General features: G+C 74.0%; 14 protein-coding genes and 1 pseudogene. 11 read left to right on the forward strand and 4 right to left on the reverse strand.

Annotated features, from left to right (window positions below; genetic code table 11):
* From ACFC1F_RS01190 to ACFC1F_RS01210, 5 genes are all read left to right on the forward strand, one after another.
* A partial coding sequence (locus ACFC1F_RS01190; RefSeq protein WP_376154827.1) for an ATP-binding cassette domain-containing protein occupies positions 1-308 on the forward strand: 308 nt, incomplete at its 5' end.
* Positions 305-3,190: an ABC transporter permease gene (locus tag ACFC1F_RS01195; RefSeq protein ID WP_376154829.1), complete on the forward strand. Its 2,886-nt coding sequence runs from the start codon at positions 305-307 to the stop codon at positions 3,188-3,190. The genes ACFC1F_RS01190 and ACFC1F_RS01195, both read left to right, overlap by 4 nt.
* A gap of 157 nt (positions 3,191-3,347) precedes the next feature.
* Positions 3,348-4,784, forward strand: coding sequence for a dipeptidase (locus ACFC1F_RS01200; protein ID WP_376154830.1), 1,437 nt, complete (start codon positions 3,348-3,350; stop codon positions 4,782-4,784).
* Positions 4,785-4,853: 69 nt separating this feature from the next.
* Positions 4,854-5,795 carry an NAD(+) diphosphatase gene (nudC, locus tag ACFC1F_RS01205; RefSeq protein ID WP_209411177.1) on the forward strand — a complete coding sequence of 314 codons (942 nt, stop codon included), beginning with the start codon at positions 4,854-4,856 and terminating at the stop codon, positions 5,793-5,795.
* 291 nt (positions 5,796-6,086) lie between these two features.
* Positions 6,087-6,947, forward strand: a complete 861-nt coding sequence (locus tag ACFC1F_RS01210) for a GntR family transcriptional regulator (RefSeq protein ID WP_209411178.1) — start codon at positions 6,087-6,089, stop codon at positions 6,945-6,947.
* 64 nt (positions 6,948-7,011) lie between these two features.
* On the opposite strand, the gene ACFC1F_RS01215 is transcribed toward ACFC1F_RS01210, so the two are convergent.
* Positions 7,012-7,269: a mycoredoxin gene (locus ACFC1F_RS01215; protein ID WP_209411179.1), complete on the reverse strand. Its 258-nt coding sequence runs from the start codon at positions 7,267-7,269 to the stop codon at positions 7,012-7,014.
* Between the two features lie 190 nt (positions 7,270-7,459).
* Here ACFC1F_RS01215 and ACFC1F_RS01220 point away from each other — a divergent pair, with 190 nt between their 5' ends.
* The 4 genes from ACFC1F_RS01220 to ACFC1F_RS01235 all read left to right on the forward strand — a co-directional run bounded on the left by ACFC1F_RS01220 (position 7,460) and on the right by ACFC1F_RS01235 (position 11,415).
* On the forward strand, positions 7,460-9,694 hold the full coding sequence (locus tag ACFC1F_RS01220; RefSeq protein ID WP_245204469.1) for an ATP-dependent DNA helicase UvrD2: 2,235 nt from the start codon (positions 7,460-7,462) through the stop codon (positions 9,692-9,694).
* 308 nt (positions 9,695-10,002) lie between these two features.
* Positions 10,003-10,482 (forward strand): hypothetical protein, encoded by a 480-nt coding sequence (locus ACFC1F_RS01225; RefSeq protein WP_376154833.1) that lies wholly within the window; start codon positions 10,003-10,005, stop codon positions 10,480-10,482.
* 169 nt (positions 10,483-10,651) lie between these two features.
* Entirely contained in the window at positions 10,652-11,020 is a 369-nt protein-coding gene (locus ACFC1F_RS01230) for a WhiB family transcriptional regulator (protein ID WP_307852998.1), read from the forward strand.
* Positions 11,017-11,415 carry a hypothetical protein gene (locus ACFC1F_RS01235; RefSeq protein WP_376154835.1) on the forward strand — a complete coding sequence of 133 codons (399 nt, stop codon included), beginning with the start codon at positions 11,017-11,019 and terminating at the stop codon, positions 11,413-11,415. Before ACFC1F_RS01230 ends, ACFC1F_RS01235 begins: the two co-directional genes overlap by 4 nt.
* 117 nt (positions 11,416-11,532) lie before the next feature.
* On the opposite strand, the gene ACFC1F_RS01240 is transcribed toward ACFC1F_RS01235, so the two are convergent.
* Complete coding sequence (locus tag ACFC1F_RS01240; RefSeq protein WP_376154837.1) at positions 11,533-12,993, reverse strand: ABC1 kinase family protein; 1,461 nt, start codon at positions 12,991-12,993, stop codon at positions 11,533-11,535.
* 163 nt (positions 12,994-13,156) lie between these two features.
* Positions 13,157-13,730: pseudogene (locus ACFC1F_RS01245) on the reverse strand (phosphotransferase).
* A 181-nt stretch (positions 13,731-13,911) separates the two neighbouring features.
* Between ACFC1F_RS01245 and ACFC1F_RS01250 the strand changes: the two are divergent.
* Positions 13,912-14,505, forward strand: coding sequence for a dihydrofolate reductase family protein (locus ACFC1F_RS01250; RefSeq protein ID WP_209411184.1), 594 nt, complete (start codon positions 13,912-13,914; stop codon positions 14,503-14,505).
* Between the two features lie 472 nt (positions 14,506-14,977).
* Here ACFC1F_RS01250 and ACFC1F_RS01255 read toward each other — a convergent pair whose 3' ends face one another.
* Positions 14,978-16,066 carry a ThiF family adenylyltransferase gene (locus ACFC1F_RS01255; protein ID WP_376154839.1) on the reverse strand — a complete coding sequence of 363 codons (1,089 nt, stop codon included), beginning with the start codon at positions 16,064-16,066 and terminating at the stop codon, positions 14,978-14,980.
* Between the two features lie 453 nt (positions 16,067-16,519).
* On the opposite strand from ACFC1F_RS01255, the gene ACFC1F_RS01260 reads away from it, so the two are divergent.
* On the forward strand, positions 16,520-17,071 hold the full coding sequence (locus ACFC1F_RS01260) for a M48 family metallopeptidase (protein WP_209411186.1): 552 nt from the start codon (positions 16,520-16,522) through the stop codon (positions 17,069-17,071).
* Positions 17,072-17,237 lie beyond the last annotated feature (166 nt).

The following is a 17,237-nucleotide window of genomic DNA, read 5'->3' on the forward strand; positions in this document are numbered from 1 at the left end:
CCGGCGGCCAGCAGCAGCGCGTCGCCATCGCCCGCGCCCTGATCGGCGACCGCCGCCTCGTCCTCGCCGACGAACCCACCGGCGCCCTCGACTCCACCACCGGCGAGGCCGTCCTCGCCGTCCTGCGCGCCCGCTGCGACGCCGGCGCCGCCGCCATGATGGTCACCCACGAACCCCGCCACGCCGCCTGGGCCGACCGCGTCGTCTTCCTGCGCGACGGCCGGATGGTCGACGAGAGCGTCAGCCAGGACGCGGGCAGCCTGCTCGTCTCCGCGGCCACCAACGCGATGGGTCCGGTGAACGAGTGAGGCTCAGCGCCTGGCGGGTCGCCCTGCGCATCGCCCGCCGCGACGCCCTGCGCGCCAAGGGCCGCAGCGCCCTCGTCGTCGCCATGGTCGCGCTTCCCGTCCTCGGCGTCACCGGCGCCGACGTCGTCTTCCGCAGCGCCGAACTCGACCCGGGCGAGCGGGTCGTCCGCACCATGGGCCAGGCCGACGCCGAGGTCCACCTGCTCGAACGCGGCTCGGTCGTCCTGCAGGCGCCGGACCCGGCCGAGGACTTCAGCATCGACAGCGCGAGCGACACCAAGCTGGAGAACGGCCAACCCCAGTACACCCCCGAGCAGCGCCGCAGCCTCGACACCGGCACCGCCGAGCTCACCGGGCAGCTGCTGCCGCCCGGCGCCACGCTCGTCCCGGTGAACCAGGGCCCCTACGTCCCCACCAGCACCCGCGAGGGCCTGCTCAACGTGCAGACCGTCGAGGCGGACCTCACCGACCCGGTCTGGAAGGGCCGGATCAACGTCGTCGACGGCCGCGCCCCGAGCGCCGGCAACGAAACCGCCGTCACCCGGGACTTCCTCGACCGCTCCGGCCTCAAGCTCGGCGACCGCACCACCGTGCGCGGCCTGGAGGGCACGCCCTTCACCATCACCGCCGTCGCCGAGTACCCCGCCGAGCTGAACACCACCGGGCTGATCGCCCGCCCCGGGACCCTGGTCGGCCCGCTGGAGAGGCTGGCCGGTCCCGACCAGGGCAAGGGCGGGGCCCCTGCCGCCGGCGAGACCAACCGATGGCTGGTCAAGCTCCCCGCCGGGGCCGTCATCGACTGGCCCAAGGTGATGGAGTTCAACAAGTACGGCTTCACCGTCGCCTCCCGCACCGTCGTGCTCGACCCGCCGCCCCGCTCCGAGGTGCCGTTCTACGCCCACCAGGACCAGAGCGGCGGCCGAACCAACTACCTCGACAAGACCTCCGTCGTCATCCTCGCCACCGTCGTGGGCATGGCGCTGCTGGAGATCGTGCTCCTCGCGGGCCCCGCCTTCGCCGTCGGGGCCAGGCGCTCCCGGCGGCAGCTCGGCCTGCTCGCCGCGGGCGGCGGTGACCGCGCCAACATCCGCGCGGTCGTCCTCGGCGGCGGCATCGTCCTCGGCGTCACCGGCGCCACCGTGGGCCTGGCCGTCGGCGTCGGCCTGGTCGCGCTGCTGCGCACCAGGACCGAGGAGTACGCGGGGGCGCGGTTCGGCCACTTCGACCTGCAACCGCTCGACCTGCTCGGCGTCCTCGCCATCGGCCTGGTCACCGGGCTGCTCGCGGCCGTCGTGCCGGCCGTCCAGGCCTCCCGGCAGGACGTCGTCTCCGCGCTCACCGGCCGCGACTCGCTCAAGCCGCCGAGCCGCAAGCTCGCCGTGCTCGGCCTGCTGATGCTGGCCGGCGGCGCCGCGATCGCCCTGCTCGCCGCGACCAGCGGCTTCGGCAACCGCAGCATGTCCGTCCTCGGCGGCTCGGTGATCGCCGAGCTCGGCATGGTCGCCCTGACGCCCTACCTGGTCGGCCTGTTCGGCCGGATCGGCCGCTGGCTGCCGCTCGGCCCCCGCCTCGCCCTGCGCGACTCCGTCCGCCACCGCGGGCGCACCGCCCCCGCCGTCGCCGCCGTCATGGCCGCCGTCGCCGGCTCCGTCGCCGTCGGCATCTACAACGCCAGCAGCGACGAACAGCAGCGCCGCGAGTACGTCGCCGCCGCCCCGGCCAACGCCGTCTCCATCAGCAGCGGCTGGGGCGCGGGCGCCGACGGCAAGCTGCTGCCCCAGATGCGCGCCGCCGTGGAGACCAACATCCCTGGGCTCGGCACCCGGGCCGACGTGCAGCGGGTCGGCTACAAGAACGACTGCAGCGTCGTCCGCACCGACTGCGGCTACGTCAACTCCGTGATGCCCAAGGAGCGGCGCTGCCCGCTGAACGACGGCGCCCCCTCGGCGATCCCCGAGGCGGAGGCCAACCGGATCCGCAAGGAGGACGAGCGCTGCAAGGAACGGCTCCTCTACCGGGGCAACTCCTTCGGCGGCGTTCTGGCCGGGGACACCACCCTGCTGCACAACCTGTACGGCGTGACCGACCCCGCCGCCGGCCAGGCGCTGGCCGCGGGCAAGGCCGTCGTCTTCGACGGCAAGTACGTCAAGGACGGCAAGCTCACGCTGAACCTGGTGGAGATGGAGCCCGTCGGGCTGAAGCCGGGTGACTCCTACTCGCCGCCCAGCCACGAGATCACCGTCGACGCCGTCCTCGTCACCGCCGGGATCGCGACCGGCGGCGGCCAGGCCGTCATGAGCCCGGACACCGCCCACCGGCTCGGCCTGACCACCAGGGACTCCGGCTCGGTCTGGCTGCCCGGGGAGGCGCCGTCCGACAGTTCGGAGCAGAAGGCGAACGCCGCGCTGGCCAAGCTCACCGACGGCATCCAGTTCAACGTCGAACGCGGATTCCAGCCGGTGGGGACCCTGGTCAGCCTCGGTCTCACCGGCTTCGCCGCCCTGGTCGCGCTCGGTGCGGCCGGCATCGCCACCGGCCTCGCCGCCGCCGACTCGCAGCGCGACCTGACCACCCTCGCGGCGGTCGGCGCCGCACCGCGCATCCGCCGCACCCTGTCCGGCTTCCAGTGCGGGGTGATCGCGGTGATGGGCACCCTGCTCGGCGTCGTGACCGGAGTGGTCCCGGCGGTGGCCCTGCGCAAGGTGGAGGGCGTCGCGGTCGTCTACCAGGGGATGAGCGCCGAGGAGGTGGCCGACCGCAGCATCATCGTCTTCCCGTGGCTCAACGTCGGGGTGACCGTGGTCGTCCTGCCGCTGCTCGCGGTGGCGCTGGCCGCGCTGCTCACCCGCTCGCGGATCTCGCTGCTGCGCCGCTCCGGCTGACGGCGGGCACTGCGTCGCCGCGCTGACCGTCGCCCTCCCCGTCACCCCCGACCGCCTCGCACCGGCGGCCGGGGGTGACGGAGGTTACAGGTCAACCGGCGACCGGTGGCCGGACGGCCGGGGCAGGCACCCGCATGGGCGAACTAAAGTCGTCCGTATGACGAGAACCCCGGACAGCGTCGTCCGCTCCTTCATCGACCAGCACCAGGCCTCCTTCCTGGCCGATCTCTCCGACTGGCTCGCCATCCCCTCGGTCTCCGCCGACCCCGGCCGGGCCGGCGACGTGCGCCGCTCCGCCGAGTGGCTGGTCGCGAAGCTGCGCGACACCGGCTTCCCGGTGGCGGAGGTCTGGGAGACGGACGGCCTGCCGGCGGTGTTCGCCGAGTGGCCGTCCGGGGACTCGTCCGCACCGACCGTGCTGGTCTACGGCCACCACGACGTGCAGCCCGCCGCCAAGGAGGACGGCTGGGCCACCGAGCCGTTCGAGCCGACCGTGGTCGGCAAGCAGCTGTTCGCCCGCGGCGCCGCCGACGACAAGGGCCAGGTGTTCTTCCACACCCTCGGCGTCCGCGCCCACCTGGCCGCCACCGGGCGGACCGCGCCGGCCGTCAACCTCAAGCTGCTGATCGAGGGCGAGGAGGAGTCCGGCTCGCCGCACTTCGCCGACCTGGTCCGCCGGGAGGCCGGGCGGCTGGCCGCCGACGTGGTGATCATCTCGGACACCGGCATGTGGTCGGAGACCACGCCGACCGTCTGCACCGGCATGCGCGGCCTGGCCGACGCCCAGATCGACCTGTACGGCCCGGACACCGACATCCACTCCGGGTCCTTCGGCGGAGCGGTCCCCAACCCGGCGGCGGTCGCGGCCGCTCTGGCCGCCGGGCTGCACGACGACGACCGCCGGGTGGCGGTCCCGGGCTTCTACGACGGCGTGATCGAGCTGACCGAGCGTGAGCGCGAGCTCTTCGCCGAGCTGCCCTTCGACGAGGCGCAGTGGCTGAGGGTCGCCAAGTCGTACGGGACCCAGGGGGAGGCCGGCTACTCCACCCTGGAGCGGATCTGGGCCCGGCCGACCGCCGAGGTCAACGGCATCTGGGGCGGTTACACCGGCCCCGGCGGCAAGACCATCGTGCCGTCCTCGGCGCACCTCAAGCTCTCCTTCCGGCTGGTCGCCGGCCAGGAGGTGGAGAAGGTGCGGGAGGCCGTCCGGGAGTGGGTCGCCGCGCGGGTGCCCGAGGGCATCCGGTACGAGCTGGTGTTCCCCGGTGCGACCCGGCCCTGCCTGACCCCGCTGGACCACCCGGCGCTGCAGTCCACCGTCCGGGCGATGGGGCGGGCGTTCGAGCAGAAGATCCTCTTCACCCGGGAGGGTGGTTCCGGCCCGGCCGCCGACCTGCAGGACGTGCTCGGCGCGCCGGTGCTGTTCCTCGGCATCTCGGTGCCCTCGGACGGCTGGCACTCGGTCAACGAGAAGGTCGAGCTGGACCTGCTGGCCAAGGGCGTGGAGACGGCCGCCTACCTCTGGGCCGACCTGGCCGAGAACTGGCGACCGGGCGGCGACGGCGCCGGCCGGGGTGCCGGCGAAGGTGCCTGAGGACGCCGCCGCCCGTCCCGGCGGGCAGACCACCGATCCAGACGACTCATCACGTGGGGATGGAACGAAGTGAGCACCGTGCCTGAGACCGAACGCCCGAGCAGCCTGGCACTGGCCCGGGCCGGGGTGGACCGGGCGGCCCAGCACCGGTTCGACGAGCCCTGGCTGGCGGCCGCCTGGAGCCACCCGACCACCCAGGTGCTGCCGATCGCCGGCGGCGAGGCGTTCGTGGTGGACACCGGGAGCGGCACCGAGCTCGTCCTGCTGCCCTCGTTCGAGGCGCCGCAGACCGGGGACCGCTACTTCCTCGGCACCGACGAGGACGGCGTCTCGTACTTCGCGCTGGCCGGCGAGAGCCTGCCCGGGCGGCTGGACGGGGACGCCCGCCCGGCCGGGCTGCGCGAGGTCGGCGGACTGCTCTCCGACCGGGAGGCCGGGCTGCTGGTGCACGCCGTCGCGCTGGAGCACTGGCACCGGCTGCACAGCTTCTGCTCGCGCTGCGGGCACCCGACCGAGAAGGCCGGCGCCGGCCACGTGCGGCGCTGCACCTCCTGTGCGGCCGAGCACTACCCGCGCACCGACCCGGCGGTGATCATGATGATCACCGACGAGCAGGACCGCTGCCTGCTCGGGCGCCAGGCGCTCTGGCCGGAGGGCCGCTGGTCGACCCTGGCCGGTTTCGTCGAGCCGGGGGAGTCGATCGAGCAGGCGGTGGTCCGCGAGGTCTTCGAGGAGGCCGGGGTGCGGGTCGCCGAGGTCTCCTACGTGGCCAGCCAGCCGTGGCCGTTCCCGTCCAGCCTGATGCTCGGCTTCATGGGCAAGGCGCACCCGGACGGCACGGCGATCACGGTGGACGGCGAGGAGCTGGCGGAGGCCCGCTGGTTCTCCCGGGAGGAGCTGAAGGCCGGGATGGCGGCGGGCGAGATCCTGCCGCCGTCCGGGATTTCGATCGCACGTCACCTGGTCGAACTCTGGTACGGCGGTCCGCTGCCGTCGGCGGCGCGCTGGTAATTCCGTCAAATAGGGGGCGTGTGGCATATTGCCGCGCGCCCCCTATTTCCCTTTCGTGCCGTCGTTCACTGCCGCTTTCCGGAGGCATCGATCGGCCGAACGGGTGACCAGAGCCGATTTCCCGCAGGTCGGGCGCTCTTGTGTTCGTATCCGGAGGGGCCTTGTCCGGAAGCGCCTGAGACCGTCCGGGCGCGCTTGCCGACGGTCTCCTCGGGACGGCCGCCGCCGATCCTGGCCGACATTGCCCGAATCGGCTGAAACGGTGTCACCGCCCTCGCTACATTCACTCGGGTGACAATCCCACGGGGCACCGCCCAATCCCCCAAGTACCAGCGACTCGCCGCCGATCTGCGCCGCCGGATCGCCGAGGGCGAGTTCACCGCCCAGGCCGCGCTGCCGGTCGAGAGCGAGCTGGAACGCCAGTACGGAGTCGCCCGCAACACCGTCCGGCTGGCCGTCGACGTCCTGGTCAACGAGGGCCGGCTGGTCCGCCTCCAGGGCAAGGGCACCTACCTCCGGGAGCACCCCGTCCTGGACCACCGTGCCTACGGCCCCACCCTGCGGCCCCTGCCGCGCGACCCGCAGACCGGGACGCGGGACTGCCTGGCCGTGCCCACCGCCGTCTACCTCGGAGAGGCCGCCGAGGCCGGCCGGGAGCTCGCCACCGACTTCGAGATGATGATCGTCCGGGCCAGGGTCGACATCGCCGAGCGGCTCGGGCTTCGGCCCGGCGAGGCCATCGTGGTCCGCCGCCAGCTGCGGCTGCTGGACCGCGAGCCCTACTCGATCGAGGAGAGCCACTACCGGGCCGGCCTCGCCGCGGGCACCCCGCTGATGGAGCCCGACCCGATCGACGGCGGCGACGAGGCGGTGCTGGCCGCGCTCGGCCGCACCGAGATCGGCGCCGTCGACCACCTGGTGGCCCGGATGCCCGGCCCCGAGGAGGCGCAGTGGTTCCAGGGCGGCCCCGGGGTGCCGCTGGTGGTCCAGACCCGGGTGACGTACGACCGGCGCGGGCCGGTCCGGGTCATCGAGACCCGCTACTCCGCCGACCGCAGCCGGCTGGTCTACGGCGTCGGGGACCTCACCGCCCGGGCGCTGCTGCCCGCCCCCGCCGCACCCGTCGACCCGGCCCGGGCCGACGCGCAGTGACGCGCCGGCCCGGGCCCCGGTGCGGGGCCCGGGCGGTCGCCGGGGGCCGGGCGTGCGCCGCGGGTCAGGCCGCCAGGGCCTTCTTGACCTGCATCAGGCTCGGGTTGGTCATCACGACCTGCTCGCCGCCGCCCGCCGGCTTCACCAGCACCGTCGGCACCGTCTGGTTGCCGTTGTTGACGGACTCGACGAAGGATGCCGACGCCGGGTCCTCCTCGATGTTGATCTCGGTGTAGCCGATGCCCTCACGGTCCAGCTGGCTCTTGAGCCGGTTGCAGTAGCCGCACCAGGTCGTGCTGTACATCGTGACGCTGCCGGACATCGAGGGGGCTCCTTCGGGAAGGGGGTGTGCGGTCTCGGGGGAGAACGCACGCCGTTCGTCGGTCATTCCGCGGCCGCCCGGCGCGAGGGCGACCCCGCGCGCCCGGCCGCGCAGCGATCATCCTGCGATCACACCGTGCCTGTGGACAACCCCGTCCGGGTTGTCGCACCGGGCTGAGAAGATGGAACGCATGCAGGAAGACCTCTTGAGCGGCAGCCCGTTCGACAGCCACCACGCCGCTTCGGGCCCCGACGCGGTGCTCGCCGGGCTCGACCCCGAGCAGCGGGCCGTCGCCACCGCCCTGCACGGGCCCGTCTGCGTCCTCGCCGGCGCCGGCACGGGCAAGACGCGCGCCATCACCCACCGGATCGCCTACGGCGTGCGCAGCGGCGTCTACCAGCCCGCCCAGGTCCTCGCCGTCACCTTCACCGCCCGGGCCGCCGGCGAGATGCGCGGTCGGCTGCGCCAGCTCGGCGCCGAGGGCGTCCAGGCCCGGACCTTCCACTCCGCCGCACTGCGCCAGCTCCAGTACTTCTGGCCGCGCGCCGTCGGCGGGCCGGTGCCGCAGCTGGTGGAGCGCAAGGTCCAGCTGGTCGCCGAGTCCGCCGCGCGCTGCGGGCTGCGGGTCCAGCGCACCGAGCTGCGCGACCTCACCGCCGAGATCGAGTGGGCCAAGGTCACCCAGATCGGCCCCGACGACTACCCGGCCGCCGTCCTGAAGTCCGGCCGCGAGGCCCCGCGCGACCCGGCCGAGACCGCCCAGGTCTACCGCGTCTACGAGGAGACCAAGAGCCGCCGCGGGGTCATCGACTTCGAGGACGTCCTGCTGCTGACCGCCGCGATCCTGGAGGACCGGCCGGACATCGCCGACCAGGTCCGCGCCCAGTACCGGCACTTCACCGTCGACGAGTACCAGGACGTCTCGCCGCTCCAGCAGCGGCTGCTCGACCAGTGGACCGGCCCCGGTGGCGGCGCCAGCCTCTGCGTGGTCGGCGACGCCAGCCAGACCATCTACTCCTTCACCGGGGCCACCCCCGACTACCTGCTGAACTTCCGCAGCCGCCACCCCGAGGCGACGGTCGTCAAGCTGGTCCGCGACTACCGCTCCACCCCGCAGGTCGTCCACCTCGCCAACGGGCTGCTCGCCCAGGCCCGCGGCGAGGCCGCCCGGCACCGGCTCGAACTGATCTCCCAGCGCGAGGCCGGCCCCGAGCCCGTCTACACCGAGTACGAGGACGAGCCGACGGAGGCCGAGACCACCGCCCGCCGGATCCAGGAGCTGCTGGCGGCCGGCGTCCGCGCCAGCGAGGTCGCCGTGCTGTTCCGCACCAACGGCCAGTCCGAGGTCTACGAGCAGGCCCTCGCCGACCTCGGCGTCTCCTACCAGCTCAAGGGCGCCGAGCGGTTCTTCGAGCGGCCCGAGGTGCGCGACGCCGGGGTGCTGCTGCGCGGCGCCGCCCGGGCCGGCTCCGACCCGCTCACCGACGGCGCCCCGGGCCTCGCCGCGCAGGTCCGCGCGGTGCTCGCCACCCGCGGCTTCACCCCCGAGCCCCCGGCCGGTTCCGGGGCGGTCCGCGAGCGCTGGGAGTCGCTGGCCGCGCTGGTCCGGCTCGCCGAGGAGTTCGAGCGCACCCGCACCGCGGCCGGGGAGGGTGCCGACCTCGCCGCGTACGTCGCCGAGCTGGACGCCCGCGCCGCCGCGCAGCACGCCCCCGCCGTCGAGGGCGTCACGCTGGCCTCGCTGCACGCCGCCAAGGGCCTGGAGTGGGACGCCGTCTTCCTGGTCGGCCTCACCGAGGGCACCATGCCGATCATCTACGCCAAGACCGACGAACAGGTCGAGGAGGAGCGCCGGCTGCTGTACGTCGGGGTCACCCGGGCCCGCAAGCACCTCTCGCTCTCCTGGGCGCTCTCCCGCTCCCCGGGCGGCCGGGCCAGCCGCAAGCCCACCCGCTTCCTGGACGGGCTGCGCCCGGGATCCGGCGCGCCCGGAGCGCGCGCCGGGAGCCGGGGCGGGCGCGGCGGCGTCGAGCCGGGCGAGCGCTCCGCCGGCCGCCGGGTGCGCGGGCCGGTCAAGTGCCGGGTCTGCGAGCGGGTGCTCACCGAGGCGGTCGAGCGCAAGCTGCGCCGCTGCGAGAGCTGCCCGTCCTCGATGGACGAGGCACTGTACGAGCGGCTGCGCGAGTGGCGGGCCGGGCAGGCGAAGAAGCAGGGTGCGCCGGCCTACGTCGTCTTCACCGACGCGACGCTGATGGCGATCGCCGAGGACGTCCCCGCGACCCGGCAGGAGCTGGCGGTGATCTCGGGGGTCGGTGCGATGAAGCTGGACAAGTACGGGGCCGCCGTGCTCTCGTTGTGTGCGGGGGAGGAGCCCGAGGGGGATCCGGTCGACGTCGAGGACGGCGAGCCGGGCGAACCGGCCTGAGCCGGTCCGGGGCGGTGGGAGCAGGCGCTTCGAGGCGCTTCGGAACTCGTCGGGGAACTCGCCGGAAAAATAGTTTGCGCGCCGTACCGGGAGCGCAATAGCCTGCCGGAGCGGTCAAGGGGACGCGATCGCACGGGGTGACACCTGTGCCGTGCTCTCCTACGCCCGAAGCGTGCAACGCACCACCAGCTCCATCCGAACCACGCTTCACCTGAACCACGCTTCACCTGCATCACCGAGACAGACATCCGAACAGTTCGGAGCCGGGGAAACCAGGCTCTGCGAGACGCCGAGAGGAGGCGAAGACAGTGGAAACCATCATGATCACCAAACTGACTGGCCAGACCGTCGTCGCTGCCTCCCTGCGTGCCGCCCACCTGCGGGCTCTCGCCGGACTGGGCGGAACCGGTCTGGGTCTCGACGCCACCGGTGTCTCCGTCGTCCCCGCCTCCCTCGTCTCCGCTGTCAGTGGTCTTGGACACACTGATCTCAGCGGCACGGGTCTCAAGGGCGGTATCGACGGCACCTCTGTCGAGACCGGTCTGTCCCGTGACTGGGCGTCGGTCGGCACGTCGCGCTCCCTGCGTGATGAGCGACCGACCCAGGCACCGAAGGCAGCCGTAGCCGCGCCCATGCATGGCGGTTATGAGCAGGTCATCGGTGCCGGAAACGCCCAGAAGCAGAACGAGCAGCAGATTAACCAGGCCAAGGCCGCCTTTACGGGCGCTCCCACGGCCATCCGGATGCGGGCCTTCCGCGGGCCTGAACCCTGGAGAGAACGAACCTGAGTCAGCCTCAGGTCGGCACCTCCAGGGCCGCGGAACCCGTCACACCGGGATCCGCGGCCCTTCTGTTTTGTCCGGTACGCAAGACCACCCAGGCCCCCCGGGGCCTCCGGCCCAGCCCCACCAGTCAGCTGAGCCGGACCCACTGAGAAGACGAGAGAAGACGCCCACAGTGTCCACGGTCATCACGCCGCCCATCCCGTCCGTACCGCCGACAGACCAGACCACCAAGGCCGACCAGGCCGACCCCCCGGAGGTTCCCCAGATGCAGATCACCTCGATCGACCAGGCCGAGGCGCTCGGTCTCCCCATCCCGTGCCGCGCCTTCGACCCCGAGGTCTTCTTCGCCGAGACGCCCGCCGACGTCGAGTACGCGAAGTCCCTCTGCGGCACCTGCCCGGTCAAGGACGCCTGCCTGACCGGCGCGCTGGAGCGGCGTGAGCCGTGGGGCGTCTGGGGTGGCGAGCTCTTCGTCCAGGGCGTCGTCGTGGCCCGCAAGCGGCCGCGTGGCCGTCCGCGCAAGACCGAGGTCGCAGCGTGAACTCCGCGCTCGGAGCCGAGGCCGTCCGCCGGGGAGAGCAGCCCCCGCTGGACAGCGCCCTCCGCCGCTCCGTGCGAGCCGCCGCCGCCCGGGCCGACGCAGCCCGCACCGCCCACTTCCCTTCGTCGCACCACGAGCAGGACCACCACATGACCGCCGCCGCCATCGATCCGACCGTCCGCGCCGCGCAGACCCACGAACTTCAGATCCAGAACAGGACCCTCGAAATGCAACTCCTCCACGAATCCCTGGCCCGGGCGCATATGCAAGAGCGCCTCCAGGAGGCCGAGCACGAACGGCTGGTCTCCCGGCTCGCCAGGGCCCAGCGGCTCAAGCAGAAGGCCGAGCGGGCCTCGCTGCGGGCCCGCAAGGCCATCGCCGTGGCGCTGATGTAGCGCCCGCTCCACCGCTTCACCCCCGTCGTGCCGCAGGCCGCCCCCCGATCCGGGGAGCGGCCTGCGGCCGTTGGCGGTCGTTGCGGCGAGCCTCGCCGGCTGTTCGCCGGCTCCGCGTCAGCTCTTCGCGGCCTTCCTGGCGGTCACCGCCGGGGTCTTCCCCGCCGTCGGCTTCGTCGTCGTCCTCGCCGCGCGGTCCTTCGGCGACGTGGGCTGCTCCTGCTCGGCGGGCCGCTCCCGCGGTGCCGCCGGGTCGGCGAACTCCGGGAGCCAGCGCAGCATCTCCGCCCGGAACGGCGCCTTCGCGCCCAGCTGGCAGAGCACCCCGATGGTGCTCAGGGTGACCCGGTGGATCAGCAGGTACGCCGGGGGAAGGTTGAGCTGCTTGCCCAGGTTGTAGGCGGGCGAGCGCGGATCGGCGATCCGGGCCGCCTGTGCCCGCATCCAGGCCCGGGTGAAGTGGAAGGTGTCCACGGCGGCCGGCTCGATGATCGGCACCAGGTAGTCCAGCACCGCGTCCGGGTCCAGCTCGATCGAGGGCTTGACGAAGCCCTCCTCGCGCAGCATCTCCAGCACGCCCGCCGCGTCTCCGGCCAGCGCCATCCGCAGGGAGGCCCCGATCGGCGCGGGCAGCCCGCCCGGCAGCCGGTCGACGGTGCCGAAGTCCAGCACGCCCAGCCGCCAGCCGGACGCCGGCCCGTCGTCCTTCAGCAGCCGGAAGTTGCCCGGGTGCGGATCGGCGTGCAGCAGGCCGGTCCGGGACGGGCCCGCGAACAGGAAGCGGGCCAGCAGCTTCCCGGCCCGGTCGCGCTCCTCCTGGGTGCCGCCCGCGATCACCTCGGCCAGCGGGGTGCCGTCCATCCACTCGGTGACCAGCACCTGGTCGGCCTGCGCCACCACGCCGGGCACCACGATGTCCGGATCGCCCGCGAACTCCTCGGCGTGTCTGCGCTGGGCCTGGGCCTCCAGCTCGTAGTCCAGCTCCTCCGAGACCCGCTCGCGCAGCTCGGTGATCAGCGGCTTGATGTCGAGGCCGGGGATGAGCGGGCCGAGCAGCCAGGCCACCCGGCTCAGCTGCGAGAGGTCCGCCAGCAGCGCGTCGCCCGCACCCGGGTACTGGACCTTGACCGCCACCTCGCGCCCGTCGTGCCACACCGCCCGGTGGACCTGGCCGATCGACGCGGCGGCGGCCGGCCGGTCGTCGAACTCCAGGAAGAGCCCGCGCCAGTCCTCGCCGAGCCGCTGGGCGAGCGCCGTGTGCACCTTGGCGGCGGGCATCGGGGGCGCGGCGTCCTGAAGCTTGGTCAGCGCCGCGCGGTACGGGCCGGCGACCTCCTCGGGCAGCGCGGCCTCGAAGACGGACAGCACCTGCCCGAACTTCATCGCCCCGCCCTTGAGTTCGCCCAGGACCTTGAACAGCTGGTCCGCGGTGGCCTGCTGGAGCTCGGCCGTCACCACGTCGGCCGACCGCCCGCCGATCCGCTTCCCCAGCCCGAGCGTGGCCCGGCCCGCGATCCCCAGCGGCAGGGCGGCGAGTCGCGCCGTGCGGGTCACTGCCTTGCGCGGAAGATCGCTCACCCGGGTCTCCATTTCACACGCCCCCGGCACCCCGCCGTCGGGGGCCGACCGTCACTACGCCATTGTGCCCGCTCGTCACCCCGGTCCCGGCCGCATTTCCCGACCCGCTCGGCCGGGCTCCGCCACGCGGCCCCGGCCGGGCTCCGGTTCCGACCCCCGGCGGTTATCGGACGACGCGGTTCAGGGCCTCGGTGACCTGGTGCCGGGTGGCGGCGGCCACCCGCGGGTCGGTCGCGGCGTAGTGGGCGTGGGCGTTCAGACCGGTGGTCAGCGCCCAGCCCCGCCCGCGCAGCCAGGTGGCGTCGTCCACGCCCAGCTCCTTGCGGAAGACGGCCCGGGCGTCGGCGTCCAGCAGCGTCCAGGCGATCACCAGGTCGCACGCCGGATCGCCGACGCCCAGCCCGCCGAAGTCGATGACCGCCGACAGCCGCCCGTCGACGGCCAGCAGGTTGCCGGTGTGCAGGTCCCCGTGGACCCGGGCCGGCGGCCCGGTCCCCGCGCGGCAGGCGCACCGCCATGGTCGCGCCGAGCCGGTGGATCACGTGGTCCGAACCGGCCCGTTCCAGCAGTCGCAGCGGCAGGTCCGCCCACGAGGGGAACTGCGCCGCCAGCAGCCGCCGGACGAGCACGGCGTCGATCTCGGGGACGGCGTCGGTTTCGGGGGCGGTGTCGGTGCAGGAGGTGGCGTCCGTTTCGGAGGCGCTGTCGGTGCCGGAGGTGGCGTCCTCGGCCGGCATCGGTGGGCCTCCCCGTCCGGTGTGGGCTGGTCCCCTGATCGTTCCCCCGGGCGGGAGCCGGCCCGGCGCTCTGCCATGTGATCCAGATCACGCCAGATGGATTGGGCGGGAGCGATGAGTTCCGGGCCGCGCGACGGTCTCTATTGCCGTAAACCCGAAGCGGAAGAGAAGCGAGCACCCCATGCGCATCGTGATCAACGAGTTCATCAGCCTCGACGGCGTCGTCCAGGCGCCCGGCGGCCCCCAGGAGGACACCGACGGCGGCTTCGCCCACGGCGGCTGGACGCACCCGTTCTTCGACCCGGAGGTGATGGGCGGCGCCATCGGCGAGGCCATGGGCAGGACCGAGGCGCTGCTCTTCGGCCGCCGCACCTGGCAGACGATGGCGGCGGCGTGGCCCGAGCGCGCCGGCGACCCGTTCGCCGACCACATGAACACCGTCCGCAAGTACGTGGTGACCGGAACGCTCGCCGACTCCGAGCTGGCCTGGAACAACACCACCCGCATCCCCGGCGACGAGGCCGTCGCCCGCATCCGCGAGCTGCGCGCGACCGAGGGCGGGGACCTGGCGGTCATGGGAAGCCCCACCCTCGCGCGCACCCTGCTGAGCGAGGGCCTGGTCGACGAGCTCTGCCTCATGGTCATGCCGGTCGTGCTCGGCGGCGGGAAGACGATCTTCCCCGCGGACGGCGTCCTGCGCACGTTCGAGCTGGTCTCCACCGTCACCAGCAAGACCGGCGTCAACATCTGCACCTACCGGCCGGCGGCGGCGTAACCGGACGGGGCGGAAGGCCCGGCCGGGGGCCGGGGTGGGGGAGGGGCGGGGCAGGGCAGGGGGCCGGCCGTGTCGCCGGCGGGCCTCGGTGCCGAGGGTGCCGAGGTCCGCCACTTGCCCGGTGTTCCGGGGCCCCCACCCCCCCCGCCCCCCACCCCGCCTCCACCACCTGAGAGTTGCTCAGGACGCCTTCTCGGCTGCCCACGCCTGCCTCACGGCAGGCGTGGGCAGCGCCTTGTCAGGGCTGGCCCGCGCGACGACCAGACCCTCGCGCTGCCGCAGGCCCGGCTCTCGCGCTGCGCCGCGCAGGCCCGGCCCTCGCGCCGCGCAGGCCCGGCCCTCGCGCCGCGCAGCCCGGCCTCGGCAGCGCGGCGTCCGAGCGGGCCGCAGCCTGCGCAGAGCCCTGCGCGAGCAGCGCATCGACCGGTCGGCGCTACGGCCCGGCCCCGGCCGGCCGGTGGCCGACCTCCCCTCACGCCGGTGGCATCGGCTGCCACAGGCACCCGCAGTCCGGGTGGCCCCGCAGCCTCAGCCGCCGCGACATGCCGTCCGTGGCCGAGAGCTCGCACCAGCCGTCCGCGCTGGGCGGCCGGACGCCGTCGAGGTGGAGCTGGACGTGGAGGGCGGCGAGGCCGGCGACCGCCGTGGCCAGGGCGGTGTCGCAGGCCGGGGTGCGGGCCCGGCCGGGGCCCTCGTCGGCGATCTGGGCGAGCAGCCGGGGCCAGCCGGCGTCCTCGTCCTCCCGCGTGAGTACCAGGCAGTGGCCGCACGCCGAGACCCCGGGCGTCACCAGCGGCCCGACCACCCCGATCTCCTCGACCACCCCGACGTACAGGTGGGGCGTCCCGGCGCGCAGCAGTTCCCTGGCCGCCTGCGTGCCGCCGGCGAAGGCGCCGCTGCCGTCCCGGGGCGCCAGTACCACCAGGTCGGGCGGCCTCCGGTCCTGGCCGCGGCGTGCGTCGGGCCCGGGGCGCCGTCCGGACGCCCGTTGGACGGCCTCGCGGGCGGCGGTGGCGCGCAGCCGTCCGAGGTCGGAGGGCGGCAGTCCGGCGGGGGAGCAGTCCGCCGGGCCGACCCGGCCGCTGTCGGTCACCGTGACCGTGCCCGTGCCACCCGCGGAGAGGACGGCGGCGATCGCGGCCCCCACCCGGCCGGCGCCGCGGACCTCCACGCGTTGGCCGGCCCGCCGGGCCAGGACGGCGGGCCCGGCGCCCGGACCGGAGTGGACCAGGGAGAGCGAGGCGAGGTCGGGCCCGAGCAGCTCGCGGTGCGGCTGCGGAAAGCGGGCGAGCGCGGCGCCGGCGGCGTCGGCGTCGTCGAGCAGCCCGGTCCGTTCCAGCGTGTCGAGCAGCTCCTCGGTGGGCTCGCGTCCGAGGCCGGCCCGCTCGCCGGCGGCCAGCAGGGCGGGTCGGTCGCGCGTTCCGTCGATCAGTCCGAGGAAGTCGCGCAGTGGCCGGTCCACCTGTTCGAGCACACCGGCGTAGCGCTGGACGGTACCGAACTGCAGGGTCTCGGAGTCCCGCCAGCCGCGGGAGAGGGCGGGCTTCAGCAGCAGGCGCACGGCGGATTTCCTTCCGATGGTTTCCGGACGGCTGACGGCAGCATGCCCGATCACCCCGACGTCGTGCGTTGCGTTGTCCACAGGCACGGCCTCATGATCAGAAGATCTGTTCGCACGCCCTGTGGATAACCCGGAGTCCGGCCCGGGGTCGTATTCCGGACACCTCTTGTCGGCCTTTCGTTCCCGATCACTCCACGAAAGATTTCGGCCACGGCAGCGGACTTCTGTCAGTGCTACCGGGTAACGTCGTGTGCCATGGCAGCCGAACGGGACTCCCATCCCCCGGCGTCGCGTCGGCGTGCCCGTGCAGCGTCCGGGTCGCAGGTCGCGGCGCCGAGCACGCGCGGGCGCCCTGATCAGCGGCCGGCCTCCGCCGAACCGCCGAAGCCCCCGCCGCACGCGGAGGGCCACGCCGAGGGTCATGTCGAGAAGTCGCTCCCCGACCGCTCCCGCGTGGAGGTCCGTCGCAGCGCCCGTCGCAGCCGCACCGTCTCGGCCTACCGCGAGGGCGACCGCACGATCGTGCTGATCCCGGCCCGGATGTCGCACGCGGAGGAGCAGCGCTGGGTCGCCCAGATGCTGGAGAAGCTGGCCGCCCAGGAGAGCCGGCGGGTGCTCGGCGACGACGCGCTGGCGGCCCGGGCGCGCGAGCTGTCCGCCGCCTATCTCGGCAACCGGGCCCGGCCCGCCCAGGTCCGCTGGGTCACCAACCAGAACTCGCGCTGGGGCTCCTGCACCCCCAGCGAACGGACGATCCGGCTCTCGCACCGCCTCCAGGGGATGCCGGAGTACGTCGTCGACTACGTGCTGCTGCACGAGCTGGCCCACCTGCTGGTGCCGGACCACGGCCCGTCGTTCTGGGCGCTGCTGGAGGCCTACCCGCGGACGGAGCGGGCCCGCGGCTACCTGGAGGGCGTGGTCTCGGCCGCCCGGCTGCCGCACATCCCCGGCGCCCGGCACGCGGGGGGCCCGCAGGAGCCCGGCCCGGCCGGATCCTGCGGCTGAGCGACCGGGCCACCGGGCTTGAGGGCAGCCCTGCCACCGGGCCCGATGGCAGGGGAACGACAATCTCGGTGACAAGGGAGCGACAACGAGGAGGGGGCGCGGACGGGAGTGGGCGCGCCCCCTCCGCGGTGCCGGGCCGCAAAGAGAGGCGGTCAGGACCCGCGCC

This window comes from Kitasatospora sp. NPDC056181 (assembly GCF_042266225.1).
Lineage (GTDB): Bacteria > Actinomycetota > Actinomycetes > Streptomycetales > Streptomycetaceae > Kitasatospora.

Bases quoted from the DNA above. Each gene is read 5' to 3' on its own strand.
- ACFC1F_RS01200 (WP_376154830.1), top strand. From the start codon at position 3,348: ATGACGAGAACCCCGGACAGCGTCGTCCGCTCCTTCATCGACCAGCAC.
- ACFC1F_RS01215 (WP_209411179.1), bottom strand. From the start codon at position 7,269: ATGTCCGGCAGCGTCACGATGTACAGCACGACCTGGTGCGGCTACTGC.
- ACFC1F_RS01220 (WP_245204469.1), top strand. From the start codon at position 7,460: ATGCAGGAAGACCTCTTGAGCGGCAGCCCGTTCGACAGCCACCACGCC.
- ACFC1F_RS01250 (WP_209411184.1), top strand. From the start codon at position 13,912: ATGCGCATCGTGATCAACGAGTTCATCAGCCTCGACGGCGTCGTCCAG.